Annotated in this window: 14 protein-coding genes; 12 read left to right on the top strand and 2 right to left on the bottom strand. The window is 40.3% G+C overall.

The window, feature by feature from the left end:
- Nucleotides 1-258: 258 nt before the first annotated feature.
- A complete protein-coding gene (locus E0H81_RS03430; protein ID WP_131316536.1) occupies nt 259-813 on the top strand; it encodes an NAD(P)/FAD-dependent oxidoreductase in 555 nt (184 codons plus the stop codon).
- Nucleotides 814-862: 49 nt separating this feature from the next.
- Here E0H81_RS03430 and E0H81_RS03435 read toward each other — a convergent pair whose 3' ends face one another.
- A complete protein-coding gene (locus E0H81_RS03435) occupies nt 863-1,633 on the bottom strand; it encodes a hypothetical protein (RefSeq protein ID WP_131316539.1) in 771 nt (256 codons plus the stop codon).
- Between the two features lie 69 nt (nt 1,634-1,702).
- On the bottom strand, nt 1,703-2,539 hold the full coding sequence (gene ppsR / locus E0H81_RS03440) for a posphoenolpyruvate synthetase regulatory kinase/phosphorylase PpsR (RefSeq protein ID WP_131316541.1): 837 nt from the start codon (nt 2,537-2,539) through the stop codon (nt 1,703-1,705).
- Nucleotides 2,540-2,692: 153 nt separating this feature from the next.
- Here ppsR and ppsA point away from each other — a divergent pair, with 153 nt between their 5' ends.
- From ppsA to dnaB, 11 genes are all read left to right on the top strand, one after another.
- Complete coding sequence (gene ppsA, locus E0H81_RS03445) at nt 2,693-5,071, top strand: phosphoenolpyruvate synthase (RefSeq protein WP_131316543.1); 2,379 nt, start codon at nt 2,693-2,695, stop codon at nt 5,069-5,071.
- A gap of 101 nt (nt 5,072-5,172) precedes the next feature.
- Entirely contained in the window at nt 5,173-5,943 is a 771-nt protein-coding gene (locus E0H81_RS03450) for an RDD family protein (protein ID WP_131316545.1), read from the top strand.
- A 316-nt stretch (nt 5,944-6,259) separates the two neighbouring features.
- On the top strand, nt 6,260-7,333 hold the full coding sequence (cyoA, locus tag E0H81_RS03455) for a ubiquinol oxidase subunit II (protein ID WP_131316547.1): 1,074 nt from the start codon (nt 6,260-6,262) through the stop codon (nt 7,331-7,333).
- 3 nt (nt 7,334-7,336) lie between these two features.
- Nucleotides 7,337-9,325: a cytochrome o ubiquinol oxidase subunit I gene (gene cyoB, locus E0H81_RS03460; protein ID WP_131269368.1), complete on the top strand. Its 1,989-nt coding sequence runs from the start codon at nt 7,337-7,339 to the stop codon at nt 9,323-9,325.
- 4 nt (nt 9,326-9,329) lie between these two features.
- Nucleotides 9,330-9,950, top strand: a complete 621-nt coding sequence (gene cyoC / locus E0H81_RS03465) for a cytochrome o ubiquinol oxidase subunit III (protein ID WP_131316549.1) — start codon at nt 9,330-9,332, stop codon at nt 9,948-9,950.
- Nucleotides 9,947-10,276, top strand: coding sequence for a cytochrome o ubiquinol oxidase subunit IV (locus tag E0H81_RS03470; protein ID WP_171458468.1), 330 nt, complete (start codon nt 9,947-9,949; stop codon nt 10,274-10,276). The genes cyoC and E0H81_RS03470 overlap by 4 nt, the downstream gene beginning before the upstream one ends.
- A gap of 10 nt (nt 10,277-10,286) precedes the next feature.
- Nucleotides 10,287-11,165: a heme o synthase gene (cyoE, locus tag E0H81_RS03475; protein ID WP_131316551.1), complete on the top strand. Its 879-nt coding sequence runs from the start codon at nt 10,287-10,289 to the stop codon at nt 11,163-11,165.
- A 259-nt stretch (nt 11,166-11,424) separates the two neighbouring features.
- The gene (rpsF, locus tag E0H81_RS03480; protein WP_053578020.1) at nt 11,425-11,811 is read left to right on the top strand and encodes a 30S ribosomal protein S6; all 387 of its coding nucleotides are present in this window, start codon (nt 11,425-11,427) and stop codon (nt 11,809-11,811) included.
- A gap of 11 nt (nt 11,812-11,822) precedes the next feature.
- Nucleotides 11,823-12,050, top strand: coding sequence for a 30S ribosomal protein S18 (rpsR, locus tag E0H81_RS03485; protein ID WP_004676982.1), 228 nt, complete (start codon nt 11,823-11,825; stop codon nt 12,048-12,050).
- A 9-nt stretch (nt 12,051-12,059) separates the two neighbouring features.
- Nucleotides 12,060-12,506, top strand: coding sequence for a 50S ribosomal protein L9 (rplI, locus tag E0H81_RS03490; protein WP_131216159.1), 447 nt, complete (start codon nt 12,060-12,062; stop codon nt 12,504-12,506).
- A gap of 253 nt (nt 12,507-12,759) precedes the next feature.
- Nucleotides 12,760-14,205, top strand: a complete 1,446-nt coding sequence (gene dnaB / locus E0H81_RS03495; RefSeq protein WP_131316553.1) for a replicative DNA helicase — start codon at nt 12,760-12,762, stop codon at nt 14,203-14,205.
- Nucleotides 14,206-14,583 lie beyond the last annotated feature (378 nt).

A 14,583-nucleotide genomic window follows, 5' to 3' on the forward strand; every position in this document is an offset into this window, starting at 1 on the left:
TCACTAGGTCGCAGTGAATTTTCCAGGATTATAAGGAAAATCAAACCAGAGTCACCGCAACGATTGCTATTAAATTATTTTATCCTGAGCACATAACAGCCTAAATCATAAGCAAAAAATAATCCACATTCTAATTAATCCCGGCGTTTCGATGACTGACCGGATTCCAGAAAAATCTTTACCAAAAGTTCCAATCTGGGTATATCAATGAACTGTAGAACTCATCGCGACAAAGTAAAAATAAGAAAGGATATGTAAATGGTTAACAAGAAAAAAGATCCATTGGATGGTTTCTTTCAGAATACACCCGATTTTTTTCAAAAATTTAAGGGGGAAATTGTTTCATCAGAAGATATTAAACAGTTTGATTTTTCCAGTTTAAATGTTGCCATTGTGGGTGCAAATCAAAGAACAGTGACGCATTTAGATCAAATTTGCAGTCAGGCTAAATCAGTTAAAATATTTCAAATTACTCCGCATTTTATTTTGCCCCATACAGAAAAAGGCATTCATAAACTGCTTTCGCATCCTTTAATTATTAAAAATCGCCGCTTATTTAACAATCGCGTCAAATCATTGTTGGCTATTCGCTATCTTGAATCACAACTAAAAGACAACTGGTTAAAACGGCAATTAATGCCCAACTCGGCAAGTGAAAATAAAGTCTTCTTTAAATCAGATACTTACTATGCAGCATTACAGCGTGAAAACTGCAAGTTAATTACCTGGCCGGTGGTTAAAATTACAGAGCAAGCCGTACAAAGTATGGAAGGTCTTGAACACTTGGTGGATGTCATTATCACGACCTATTAAATTCCAAGCATAAAAAAGAGGCGAATATGCCTCTTTTTTATCGACCAATTTATTTTGCTGTACCGATATATTGATAATTATTGTTATTCTTTTGATAACGCAAATAATTTTGTGTCAACTCACCTGATGGCTTAATCAATAAAATATCAATATTTTTAAGATTCTCAGATACGCGAATATAGTGTCGGTCCATATCAAAAGGCTGGATATTTTTTGGATAAAAATTGCAGTCATAGCTGACATCAATCTGGTCCAATGCTTTTGTTTTAGTCTTAAAAACCTTCACAGTTTTATATTGGGCATTTTTAATTTGAGTCGCCTGAATGCCATATGCCCCAACACAACCACTGCCAATATACGTTCTGGAAACAAGATAAGTCGGTATATTATTCAATTGAGTTTGACGGATTGCCTTAATCAATCCCCCATCATTTAATGCTTGGGTAATGACTTTGTTGCCCTGTTTAAACTGAACATAAGACGCAAATTCCCGCATTGAGCCTCCAGCAGAAATATTAAACGTATAAAATTTAAGCTTTCGATCAGGACTATAATTCACAAAAATCATATTTTTGCTTGCCAGATTTTTAAATGTATAGCTAAAACTTTGCGGATTTTTTGCAATAAAGCCTGCTACTTTTGATTCAACTTCCTGATTGACGCCGTCATTTTCATAGCGATCAGTCAGACTGGTTTTATAATATTTATTAATGATATTACTTTCAAATTGAGCCACAGATTCTGCAAAAGCCTGACTATTCACTAGGCTCAACATCGCGAAAAAAAGAGCAATTGTTTTGAGCTTTAATATTTTATACATATAACAGTCCTCTTATTTTTCGATGATAAGAAGTAGAGTTAAACCTTTTGATTTAACTCTACTTTTACTTTAACCAATACGACGTTTAAGTCCTGTCATTTGTAAAACACGGGTTGAAATTTCTTCAATCGACATTTCCGAAACATTCAAATATTTAATGCCTTCAGAAATATAAATCCCTTCAACCGCACGAAGTTCCATCTGGCATTGACTGAAACTTGCATAACGGCTGTTTGCCTTGCGTTCAGTACGAATCGCCACAAGACGCTCCGCATCAATCATTAAACCAAACAGTTTATTTTTATGTGGACGCAATACTGCAGGCAAACGGTTGTCGTCCAAGTCTTCTTCAGTTAACGGATAGTTCGCCACACGAATACCAAATTGTAATGACAAATAAATTGAGGTTGGGGTTTTGCCTGAACGTGACACACCAATCAGAATCAAATCAGCTTTGTCATAATGGCGTGTACGTGCCCCATCATCGTTGTCCAAAGCGAAATGAACTGCATCAATACGGGCTTTATATGACTCGGAATCGGTCACTGCATGGGTCTGTCCGACTAAAGTTGTAGGAGGAGTACCTAAAACCTCAGACAATTTACCAATAAGACCTTCAAATACATCAAGATTTACCGCATTTGCAGTGTTAATAATGTCGCGTACATAGGGGTCTACAAGGGTATCAAACACCAGTGGTTGCTGCCCATCACGCTCCGCGCGCTGGTTAATCTCTGCAACTACAGTCATTGCAGCCTCTTCAGAACTAATATAAGGAATAATATGAATGTCAAAATCTACATGAGGAAACTGCGCTAACAGTGAGTGTCCAAGGGTTTCAGCGGTAATTGCCGTACCATCGGAGATAAAAAATACACTGCGCTTAATTTGTTTACCTTCTGACATTAAAATTCTCCTTAAATATTTGTCTAAGTACTGTAAAATCTTTATAGTAAACCGATCTTACATGACTGTCGCCGAGTTCAATCAAAAAGCTTCGCGATTTGTTATAATTTCATGCCAAGATATGATTAATACTGCAAAAGTGGAGTAACAACTTTGGAAGCGCGCGTAATTGGTCTAGAAAAATTAGGGAAACACGACGTTGAACTTGTAGGTGGGAAAAACTCATCTCTGGGTGAAATGATCAGCCACTTATCTAATGCTGGTGTGTCAGTACCAGGTGGTTTCGCAACGACTGCGGCTGCTTATCGTGAATTTCTCGAGCAAAGTGGCCTAAACGCTAAAATTCAGGCAGAGCTATCAACTTTAAATGTTGATGACGTAAATGCTCTTGCAGTATCTGGCGCTAAAATTCGCCAATGGATTGTCGATACTCCGCTTACAGCAGGACTTGAAAAAGAAGTTCGCGACGCTTTCGCTGAACTATCTAACGGCAACCCTGACATCGCGGTTGCCGTTCGCTCATCTGCGACTGCAGAAGATTTACCAGACGCTTCTTTTGCTGGCCAGCAAGAAACTTTCTTGAACATTCGCGGGATCGATAATGTACTGATCGCGATTAAAGAAGTTTTTGCATCTTTATATAATGACCGTGCAATTTCATACCGCGTACACCAAAACTTTAAACATGAAGTTGTTGCCCTTTCTGCGGGTATTCAACGCATGGTGCGTTCTGAAACAGGTGCTGCCGGTGTAATGTTTACACTTGATACAGAATCTGGTTTCCGTGATGTTGTCTTCATTACTGCATCTTATGGTTTGGGTGAAATGGTCGTTCAGGGCGCAGTAAACCCTGACGAATTCTACCTATCTAAACCATTATTAAACGCTGGCAAACATTCTATCCTGCGTCGTAATCTTGGCTCTAAACACCAAAAAATGATTTATGGCGAAGAAGCTTCTGCTGGTAAATCTGTGGTGGTTGTAGACGTTGAAAAACAAGATCGTCAACAATTCGCGTTAAATGATCACGAACTCCAAGAACTTGCCAAACAAGCCTTGATCATTGAAAACCATTATGGTTCTCCAATGGACATCGAATGGGCGAAAGATGGCGATGACGGTGAAATTTATATCGTTCAAGCACGTCCTGAAACAGTAAAAAGTCGTGAAAATGTCGGCACAATGGAACGCTACCTGCTTAAACAAAAAGGTACTGTGATTTGTGAAGGTCGTTCAATTGGTCAACGTATCGGTTCTGGTAAAGTACGTATCGTTTCTTCAATCAAAGAAATGGACAAAGTGCAAGACGGTGATGTTCTTGTATCTGACATGACTGACCCGGACTGGGAACCAGTGATGAAACGTGCAGCTGCGATTGTAACCAATCGTGGTGGTCGTACTTGTCACGCGGCAATCATTGCACGTGAACTTGGCGTTCCAGCAATCGTAGGTTGTGGTAACGCAACTGAAGTCCTTGTAGACGGTCAAGAAGTAACTGTATCTTGTGCTGAAGGCGATACAGGCTTCATCTACGAAGGTTCTTTAGATTTCGAAGTTCAACGCAACTCTATCGAATCTATGCCAGCACTTCCGTTCAAAGTCATGATGAACGTCGGTAACCCTGACCGTGCATTTGACTTCGCGCAAATTCCAAACGAAGGTATTGGTTTAGCTCGTTTAGAATTCATCATCAACCGTATGATTGGTGTGCATCCTAAAGCGTTGTTAAATATTGACAGCCTTCCACGCGAAACTCGTGCAGCTGTAATGGCACGTACTGCGGGTTATTCTTCTCCAATCGAATTCTATGTAGAAAAATTGGTTGAAGGTATTTCAACCCTTGCTGCTGCATTCGCTGACAAACCAGTGATCGTTCGTATGTCTGACTTCAAGTCAAACGAATATGCGAACTTGATCGGTGGTAAGTTATATGAACCGGAAGAAGAAAACCCAATGCTTGGTTTCCGTGGCGCTAGCCGTTACGTGTCTGACAACTTCCGTGACTGTTTTGAGCTTGAATGCCGCGCATTGAAGAAAGCACGTGACGAAATGGGCTTAACCAACATTCAAATCATGATTCCTTTCGTACGTACAGTTGCTGAAGCGAAACGTGTGATCGAATTATTGGGGCTGAATGGTCTTAAACGCGGTGAAAATGGCCTTAAAGTGATCATGATGTGCGAATTGCCAACCAATGCATTGCTGGCTGATCAATTCCTTGAACACTTCGATGGCTTCTCTATCGGTTCTAACGACTTGACTCAGTTAACACTTGGTCTTGACCGTGACTCTGGTATTGTTTCTCACCTGTTCGACGAACGTGATCCTGCGGTAAAAGCATTGCTTTCACTTGCAATTCAAGCATGTCGTAAAGCGGGCAAATATGTCGGTATTTGTGGTCAAGGTCCTTCTGATCACCCAGATCTTGCTCAATGGTTGATGGAACAAGGTATTGAATCAGTATCGCTAAACCCAGACTCGGTTTTAGACACCTGGTTCTTCCTTGCTGAAGAAAAAGCTCAACAAGCTTAAGAAACTATGTTAAAAAAAGACCCACATTTGGGTCTTTTTTTTCATCTATAATTTAAGGGTTTGCTATACAAACCTTATTTACGTTTTGAGATTTAATATTTATGCAAATTTACTTGGCTCGTAATAATCAACAAGCTGGTCCATATACCTTAGAGCAGTTGAACCAGATGCTCGCTAGTCAGCAAGTTCTGCTTACAGATTTGGCTTGGCATCAAGGCATGACCGAATGGAAAGCTTTAGGTGAATTAACCCAAGGTAAACTTGTATATCAACCTGAAGGTTATGTAGCTCCTACAGCTTTTCCTGAGCAAACCCCTGTTCAGGATTCCAGCTTTAGTAAAATTCAGATTGAAAAAAAAGCGGCACCCAATAGTGAACTCGCTTCAATCACTACCCGAATCTTAGCAAAAATTATCGATTTGTTGCTCTGGTTACCCGCAGCAGCCATTCCATCTTTTTTTCTAAAACCCGAACAGGTTAACCAGTTGTCCGAGATTCAGCAAAAGATGCAATCCGCTGACACATCGACTCAGGCAGTTCAATTACAGCAGCAATTATTTACCCTTATTCCCGCAGAAGCTTGGCAAGCGATGTGTGTGTATATCATTATTATGCTGGGAATTCAGGCATTTATGTTGGCTAAATCGGGTCAAAGCATTGGCAAGAAACTGACCAAAATTAAAATTGTAGATGCAGAAAGTGGTGAGAAAGTCAGCCTAATGCGTGCATTTACTTTACGTAGTTTCATTTTCATCATTTTGAATTTGCTGTTTATGCCATTTGTCACCATTGTTGACCATGTTTTTGCGATTGGCGAAAAACGCCAAACTTTGCATGATAAGCTTGCAAAAACTAAAGTGATCAAACAATAATCATACAAAAAAACAGGGTTATTTATAGCCCTGTTTTTCCCCAGAATGTTGATATTAAAATAAAATTATTACATGAAAAGTTTAATTCCGAGTAAAAAAATCGGTTTTTATAACAGTCATTTAAAGCCCCTTTACATATAGCTTAGTTCAACAATATGAGGCATAATGCCTCACAACGTAGCGGTGTCTCATGATTGGGAAGGATTTTCTATACTTAGAATTTCTAAGCGAAAATAAAAACATTTCCAATCATGCGACACTTTAATCGCTATCCCATATTAAATTAGGGAATGGGACTCTTCACCGAGGTTGTAAAATGAGACAAACAATTTTAGCTGTATTGTCTTTATCTGCGATGGCTGCACTCTTGACTGGGTGTGGCGGTGATATGGTACTTCTAAACTCAAAAGGTCCAGTTGCTCAAGGTCAATCTGACCTGATGATGACTGCGATCTATTTAATGCTTTTGGTGGTAATTCCATCAGCAATTATGGCATTGTGGTTTGGATGGAAATATCGCGCATCGAATAAAGATGCAGACTATAAACCTACATGGGCACACTCAACTGCAATTGAAATTGTAGTATGGGGCATACCTGTCATTATTATTGGTATTCTAGCGTGGTTAACTTGGTGGGGTTCCCACAAGTATGACCCATACCGTCCGGTAGAATCTGATAAAGCACCTTTAACTGTTCAAGTTATTGCTGAACAATTCAAATGGATCTTCATCTACCCAGAACAAAACATTGCGACTGTTAACGAAATGCGCTTCCCAGAGAAAACTCCGGTTACTCTTCGTTTAACTTCTAACTTCACAATGAACTCGTTCTTTATCCCTGCATTATCTGGTCAGATTTATGCAATGGCGGGTATGCAGACTCACTTGAACTTCTTGGCAGACGAAACTAGCCCAGCCGAAGGCTACCGCGGTTTCTCTTCTAACTATTCAGGTTATGGCTTCTCACAAATGCGCTTCCGTGCTCATTCTGTGACAGATGCACAGTTTGCTGAATGGGTAGCGGCAGTTAAATCAGGTAACGGCACTTCAGTAAATCCTAACGCAGTTCAAAAGGCTGTTTTAGATCAAACTGAATTTGCTGCTTTACGTGACGGTAACCGTTCTAAGCACCAAATCGAAGCAATGGTTGTGAATGCTCAAACTCCTGAAGAGAAGGCTGCTGCTGAAGCATTGAAGCCTTATCCAACTAAGCCACACCCAGTGACTTATTATTCTTCAGTAGAGCCTAAATTGTTCGAATCAGTGATTAACAGATACATGAGCAACTACCACGGTGCTGACCATTCAGCAACTGCGGGTCATGAAGCTGCTGCTTCTGATGCTCATGCAAATGTTGAACATGCGACTGCAGCTTCTGTAGAGGAATAAGACATGAGCTTATTAGGTAAGTTAGGTCCGGATTCAATTCCACACGATCCAATTGTATTGGTGACTGTTGCGATGATGATCCTTGGTGGCCTTGCAGTCGTTGCAGGGATCACCTACTTTAAAAAATGGAACTACCTGTGGACTGAATGGTTCACATCTGTAGACCATAAAAAAATTGGTATCATGTATATCTTTGTATCTGTAATCATGTTAGTTCGTGGTTTCGCAGATGCGATCATGATGCGTCTTCAACAGTTCCTCGCTCGAGGTGGTGGTGAAGGCTATTTACATCCTGAACATTACGATCAGATCTTTACTGCCCATGGCGTAATCATGATCTTCTTCGTAGCGATGGGTCTTGTAGTTGGCTTAATGAACATCTCTGTACCTTTACAGATTGGTGCTCGTGACGTTGCCTTCCCATTATTGAACTCACTCAGTTTCTGGCTATTTGCTGGTGCTGCGGGTCTAATGATGGCTTCTCTTGCACTGGGCGAATTCGCTGCAACTGGTTGGATGGCTTACCCTCCACTATCAGGCATTGAATATTCTCCAGGCGTAGGTGTTGACTACTATATCTGGGCACTGCAAATTTCAGGCTTAGGTACGCTTTTAACCGGTGTTAACTTCTTTGTTACCATCATTAAAATGCGCGCACCTGGCATGACACTGATGGATATGCCGATCTTTACCTGGACATCTTTATGTACAGCAGTATTGATCATTGCAGCGTTCCCAGTGTTAACTGCTACGATTGCAATGTTGTCGCTTGACCGTTACTTCGGTTTCCACTTCTTTACAAACGACTTGGGTGGTAGCCCAATGATGTATGTAAACTTGATTTGGACTTGGGGTCACCCAGAAGTTTACATCTTGGTATTACCTGCATTTGGTATTTACTCAGAAGTTGTAGCAACGTTCTCTCGTAAAGCATTGTTTGGTTACAAATCAATGGTGTATGCAACTGTAGCAATCACAGTATTGTCTTTCGTTGTATGGGTTCACCACTTCTTTACCATGGGTGCTGGTGCCAACGTTAACGCGTTCTTCGGTATCATGACCATGATTATTGCCATCCCTACTGGTGTGAAAATCTTCTCTTGGTTATTCACCATGTACAAGGGTCGCATTACCTTTACAACACCAATGCTTTGGACACTTGGCTTCCTTGTGACTTTTGGTATCGGTGGTTTAACAGGTGTATTAATGGCAGTTCCACCAGCGGACTTCCTGGTACATAACTCGTTATTCTTGATTGCTCACTTCCATAACGTAATTATTGGTGGTGTAGTATTTGCAATGTTCGCAGGTATCATTTTCTACTGGCCAAAAATGTTTGGCTGGAAACTCAATGAAACTTGGGGCAAGGCAGCTTTCTGGTTCTGGTTCTTCGGTTTCTACTTTGCATTCATGCCACTTTATATCCTTGGTTTCATGGGTATGACTCGTCGCTTGAATACATATGACAACCCAGAATGGGATCCGTATGTATCGATTGCATTGTTTGGTGCTGTTCTGATTGCTCTTGGTATTGCATGTTTCTTAATGCAAATCATTGTTGGCTTCTTACAACGCAACAACAATATCGATCACACTGGCGACATCTGGGATGGCCGTACTTTAGAATGGGCAACTTCTTCACCTGCTCCGTTCTATAACTTTGCTCATCTTCCAAAGATCAATGGTATTGATACTTTCTGGACTGACAAAGAAAATGGCATCGCATATGCTAAACCAACCAAGTATGAAGACATTCATATGCCAACCAACCGTGCTGCTGGTTTCGTTATCGCAATGTTCATCACTGTTATGGGCTTCGCGTTAATCTGGCATATCTGGTGGTTAGTAGTTGTTACGTTCATTGCCACTATCGTTAGCTTCATCGTGTCTTCTTTCACCAAGAAAGTGGATTACTATGTACCTGCTGCCGAAGTTGAGCGTATTGAAAACGAACGCTATGCGATTCTTGAAAAACACTTGAAGAAGGACTAAGACAATGGCTGAAGTACTTCATCACGACAACCATGGACACGATGAGCATCATCATCACGATGATACTGACATCACAGTCTTTGGTTTCTGGACTTACTTGATGAGTGACTTGATCCTGTTCGGGACACTCTTCATTGCGTTCGCTGTATTAAGCAGTCACATTCCTGTTGGTACTCCAAGTGCTAAAGAGCTTTTTGGTGATTCTTTAGGTTTCGTTTTAACTGAAACTTTCGCCCTCTTGATCTCTTCTGTGACCTTCGGTTTTGCCGTACTTGCTTCATACAAGAAAAATGTGGGTCAAGTTCTCACTTGGTTAGCAATTACATGGCTATTTGGTGCTGCCTTCATCGGTATGGAACTTTATGAGTTTAACCACCTTGTACACGCTGGCCATGGCCCGACTACAAGTGCGTTCTTATCTGCGTTCTTTACCTTAGTTGGTACGCACGGTATTCACGTAACTTCTGGTTTGGTATGGATGCTTGTGTTGATGTATCAAATCAAGAAAAATGGTTTGACACTTCCGAACACTCGTCGTCTTGCTTGCCTAAGCTTGTTCTGGCACTTCCTTGACATCGTTTGGATCTGTGTATTCAGCGTAGTTTACTTGATGGGAGTTCTATAATGAGTCATGACCACAACTCTGCTGGTGCAGCGCACGGCAATACTAAGCAATACACAATTGGCTTTATCCTGTCTATCGTTCTGACAATCATTCCTTTTGGTATGGTTATGGCAGGCGGTTTTGGACGTGGCCTGGTTATTGCAACGATTGCGATCACAGCTGTTGCTCAGATTCTTGTACAGTTAATTTACTTCCTGCACATGAACTCTTCTTCAGAGCAACGCTGGAATGTTATTGCGTTCATCTATACAATTCTTACAGTTGCAATCTTATTGGTTGGGTCTGTATGGATCATGAACTACCTTCACTACAACATGATGATCTAAACTGATCGTCATGCTGAAAAAGTATTTATTCCTGACTAAACCAGGAATTCTCTTTGGTAACTTTGTTACCACTTTGGGCGGCTATTTCCTAGCCGCTCAAGGTTCTGTAGATTTCCTTTTATTGCTTATTACCCTCCTGGGTACAACTTTGGTTGTTGCCTCTGGTTGTGTGGTCAATAACGTTATTGACCAAGACATCGACCAAAAAATGCAGCGCACACAAAATCGTGCGATGGTTAAAAAATCCATTTCCGTTCCTGTCGCTTTGGTGTATTCCTTAGTACTTGGCGTGATTGGTTTTAGCATTTTATGGTTCTGGGTAAATGCGTACGCTTTTTTATTTGCAGTGATTGGTTTTGTAGTCTATGTGGTGCTTTATAGCCTCTGGACAAAACGCACAACAATTCACCAAACCGTTATTGGAAGTATTTCTGGTGCAAGCCCACCAGTAATTGGATATACCGCTGTCAGTAATGAATTTGACTTGGCTGCACTGCTTATTTTTATTGGTTATGCACTTTGGCAAATGCCTCATTCCTGGGCGATTGCAGTATATCGTTTTGATGACTACAAAAATGCAGGTATTCCGATTCTTCCTGTAGCACGTTCTATTTTACGTACTAAAATTGAATCACTGATTTATGTTATTTTATTTACCATCAGCATGAATGCCCTGTTTGTTTATGGTTATACAAACTGGCTATATCTGGTGATTTTAAATGCGTTATGCATTTATTGGTTTTATATTGGTGTACTGGGCTTTAAAGCTGAAAATGACCAACTCTGGGCAAAACGCTTTTTCCTGTTTTCGGTTATTCTGATTACGATCATCAGTATATGTTTTAGTTTTACCTCCCAAGCGCCAGCAACACAAATCGTGTTTTTCTAAAAAAGATAGAGTTCTACTCTATCTTTTTTTTCATCATTCTAAAAAATCTATTCAATATCTTTTTCTATTTTTATTTATTCCAGCTTTCCCCCTGCCAAGCTCATATATAAATCAATCATTACCAAAAGATTCCCTTGTAATTTCTCCCTAAAACCACTAAAATTCACGCTTCGCAATTTTTGCGACACAACTTTGGTTGTGACTCCTTGCTTCTGACTTTTCAAAAGTTAGGGGCTGCACAAACCGTAAGGAGCTGACAATGCGTCACTACGAAATCGTACTTTTGGTACATCCAGACCAAAGCGATCAAGTTGTGGGTATGGTAGAACGTTACCTAACTCACATCAAAGAAGCTGAAGGTCAAATTCACCGTTTAGAAGATTGGGGCCGTCGTCAATTGGCTTACCCAATTAACAAAATTCATAAAGCTCACTACATTTTAATGAATGTTGAATGTGGTCAAACTACGCTTAATGAATTAGAAGAATTGTTCCGTTATAACGACGCAATCCTTCGTAATGTTATTATTCGTCGTGAAAACGCAATCACTGAAGAATCATTGCTTGCTAAAAGTGCTGAAGAAAAACGTGCGCGTAAAGCACAACGTGAAGAAGCACAACAATCTCAAGACTCTGCTGAAGCATAAGGAGAACATTAATGGCACGTTTTTACCGTCGTCGCAAGTTCTGCCGCTTTACAGCTGAGAAAGTTGCGTACATCGACTACAAAGATATCGATACTTTAAAACAGTACATCACTGAAAACGGCAAAATTGTTCCTAGCCGTATTACAGGTACTAAAGCTCGTTACCAACGTCAATTAGCGCTTGCTATTAAACAAGCTCGTTACTTGGCTTTGATCCCTTACACTGACAATCATAAGTGAGGTTGAGCTGTGGATATTATCTTATTACAACGCATTAAAAACCTTGGTAAATTAGGCGATAAAGTTTCAGTTAAAGCTGGTTACGGCCGCAACTACCTTATCCCTCAAGGTCAAGCAGTAGCAGCGACTGAGTCGAATACTGCTGCTTTTGAAGCTCGTCGTGCTGAACTTGAGAAAGCTGAAGCTGATGTTTTAGCTGCTGCTCAAGCACGTGCTGACCAATTGAACGAAGTTAACATCGTAATCACTGCTAAAGCTGGTGACGAAGGTAAACTATTCGGTTCAATCGGTACTCGTGACATCGCTGACGCGTTAACTAATGCTGGTCTTGAAGTTGACCGTGCAGAAGTTCGTTTACCAAATGGTGCGCTTCGCAACACTGGTGAATTTAACATCGCAATCCAATTGCATCATGATGTTACTGCTGAAGTTCTCGTTACTATCGTATCTGAGTAATTTTCTGCAAGAAAAAGAGCATGCTTTTGTATGCTCTTTTTTTTATCTGTAAAAATAGGCAAAATAGCTTATTCAGATTTACTAAAAACCAGTAAACACAAATTATTTTTTACTGTTTTTAACTCAATGAAATTTTCGATTCGCATTTTTTTTAAGAACGGGTATGATCTGTCTAGACGAAAATCGTTGAAAATTCACTATTCGTCTCAATTTTCAAATTACTTCTTTATCGCATTTAAAATCAGGGTTTTATATGTCACAGGCGAATGCCAATGCTATGCTTAACTCATCTAAAGTAGATAATAAAGGGAATGAGTCAGGCCAATTAAAAGAGTTTCGTACTCCACCACATAACTTGGCGATCGAGCAAGCTGTACTTGCAGCGCTGATGACCGTAGCCGAATCATTCGAACAGGTCGGTGATGTACTCAGTGAAAATGATTTTTATGCGACGCGTCATAAGTATATTTTTCGCGCTATTGAAAAATTAACCCAAGAAAACTCACCTTACGACGCAGTCTTAGTCAATGATTGGCTGATCAAACAGAATTTGCTGGATGCTGTCGGTGGTGAAGAATATTTAATGCAATTGATGGCAGACTCCCCTTCCAGTTTTTATAATCTGGAAACCTACGCCAATAAAATTAAAGAATTTGCAACGTTGCGCAGCATGATTAAAGTCAGCTCGGAAATCTTACAAAATGCTTATGACACCAAAGGTCGGAGTGTTAGTGAAATTTTGGACTTGGCTGAAACTAATATTTTTTCCATTGCCGAACAACATAATAACAATGCCAAAGCGCAAGGGCCAAAACCCATTAATGCCGTGGTGGCAGACGTATTTGACAAGTTAAATGAATTGTCGCAAATGGAAGGTAGTATTACCGGTTTAACGACAGGCTTTATGGAGCTGGATAACAAAACCTCGGGCATGCAATCGGGTGACTTGATTATTGTCGCTGCACGTCCATCGATGGGTAAAACCACTTTTGCCATGAACTTGGTGGAAAGTGTGCTGTTTAACTGTGATCTACCTGCTCTAGTGTTCTCTATGGAGATGCCAGCAGACTCAATTGCGATGCGTTTAATCTCGGCTTACGGTAAAGTTCACCAAGGTCATTTACGTTCAGGCAAACTGGATGGTGATGAATGGTCCAAAGTGACCGGTACCATTTTACAGCTGCAAGAAAAAAACCTGTACATTGATGATTCATCCGCTCTTCCACCCACAGAATTACGCGCGCGCGCACGTCGTATTGCCAAAATGCATGGTGGTAAAATTGGCTGTATTATGGTGGATTACTTGCAGTTGATGAAAGTACCCGGCATGGGCGACAACCGTGTTGGTGAGATCTCGGAAATTTCACGAAGTTTAAAAGCTTTGGCCAAAGAAATGATGTGTCCAGTGATTGCCCTTTCACAGTTAAACCGCTCACTAGAAAACCGACCAAACAAACGCCCTGTGATGTCCGACCTGCGTGAATCCGGTGCGATCGAGCAGGATGCTGACTTGATTATGTTTATTTACCGTGATGAGGTTTATAACAAAGAAACTAAAGAAGCCGGTACTGCCGAAATTATTATTGGTAAACAGCGTAACGGTCCTATTGGTACAGTGCGTCTGGCTTTTGAAGGTCAATACACCCGTTTTAGTAACCTTTCACCCGAGTTTTATGCTCAATATAACGATGAAGAATAAGCAATAAAAAAACGAGGTGATGACCTCGTTTTTTAACGGACTATTTTTATCTCAGCCAGGGTCTTAAATCTTTTTAATTAAAACCTGATTTAAGACCCAGCATATTTTTTCTACCACTCATTTCACTTAAATATCAGAAAGACAGCAACTACTACCACTACACTGATATTTTAGTAATAGAATCAAACGATGCTGTATTAAATTTAATTGAAATATACTTTAAGTTAGTGTTTATTTTTAGCCATAGGAATAGAATATGGCACTCTATTTTGCTTAAGTTTCTCACTCCACTTTGAGCGAGATCACAAGCATATCCACAATATTCTGATCGTAGCTTATAAGCGATTTTATCAAATTGCTATAATGTTTCATTGTAAC

It is taken from the genome of Acinetobacter terrestris, assembly GCF_004331155.1.
GTDB classification, from domain to species: domain Bacteria; phylum Pseudomonadota; class Gammaproteobacteria; order Pseudomonadales; family Moraxellaceae; genus Acinetobacter; species Acinetobacter terrestris.

Coding starts and splice junctions, on each gene's coding strand:
- cyoC (WP_131316549.1), top strand. CDS start 9,330: ATGGCTGAAGTACTTCATCACGACAACCATGGACACGATGAGCATCAT.
- dnaB (WP_131316553.1), top strand. CDS start 12,760: ATGTCACAGGCGAATGCCAATGCTATGCTTAACTCATCTAAAGTAGAT.
- ppsR (WP_131316541.1), bottom strand. CDS start 2,539: ATGTCAGAAGGTAAACAAATTAAGCGCAGTGTATTTTTTATCTCCGAT.
- rpsF (WP_053578020.1), top strand. CDS start 11,425: ATGCGTCACTACGAAATCGTACTTTTGGTACATCCAGACCAAAGCGAT.
- E0H81_RS03450 (WP_131316545.1), top strand. CDS start 5,173: ATGCAAATTTACTTGGCTCGTAATAATCAACAAGCTGGTCCATATACC.
- rpsR (WP_004676982.1), top strand. CDS start 11,823: ATGGCACGTTTTTACCGTCGTCGCAAGTTCTGCCGCTTTACAGCTGAG.
- E0H81_RS03430 (WP_131316536.1), top strand. CDS start 259: ATGGTTAACAAGAAAAAAGATCCATTGGATGGTTTCTTTCAGAATACA.
- cyoB (WP_131269368.1), top strand. CDS start 7,337: ATGAGCTTATTAGGTAAGTTAGGTCCGGATTCAATTCCACACGATCCA.
- E0H81_RS03435 (WP_131316539.1), bottom strand. CDS start 1,633: ATGTATAAAATATTAAAGCTCAAAACAATTGCTCTTTTTTTCGCGATG.
- cyoE (WP_131316551.1), top strand. CDS start 10,287: ATGCTGAAAAAGTATTTATTCCTGACTAAACCAGGAATTCTCTTTGGT.
- cyoA (WP_131316547.1), top strand. CDS start 6,260: ATGAGACAAACAATTTTAGCTGTATTGTCTTTATCTGCGATGGCTGCA.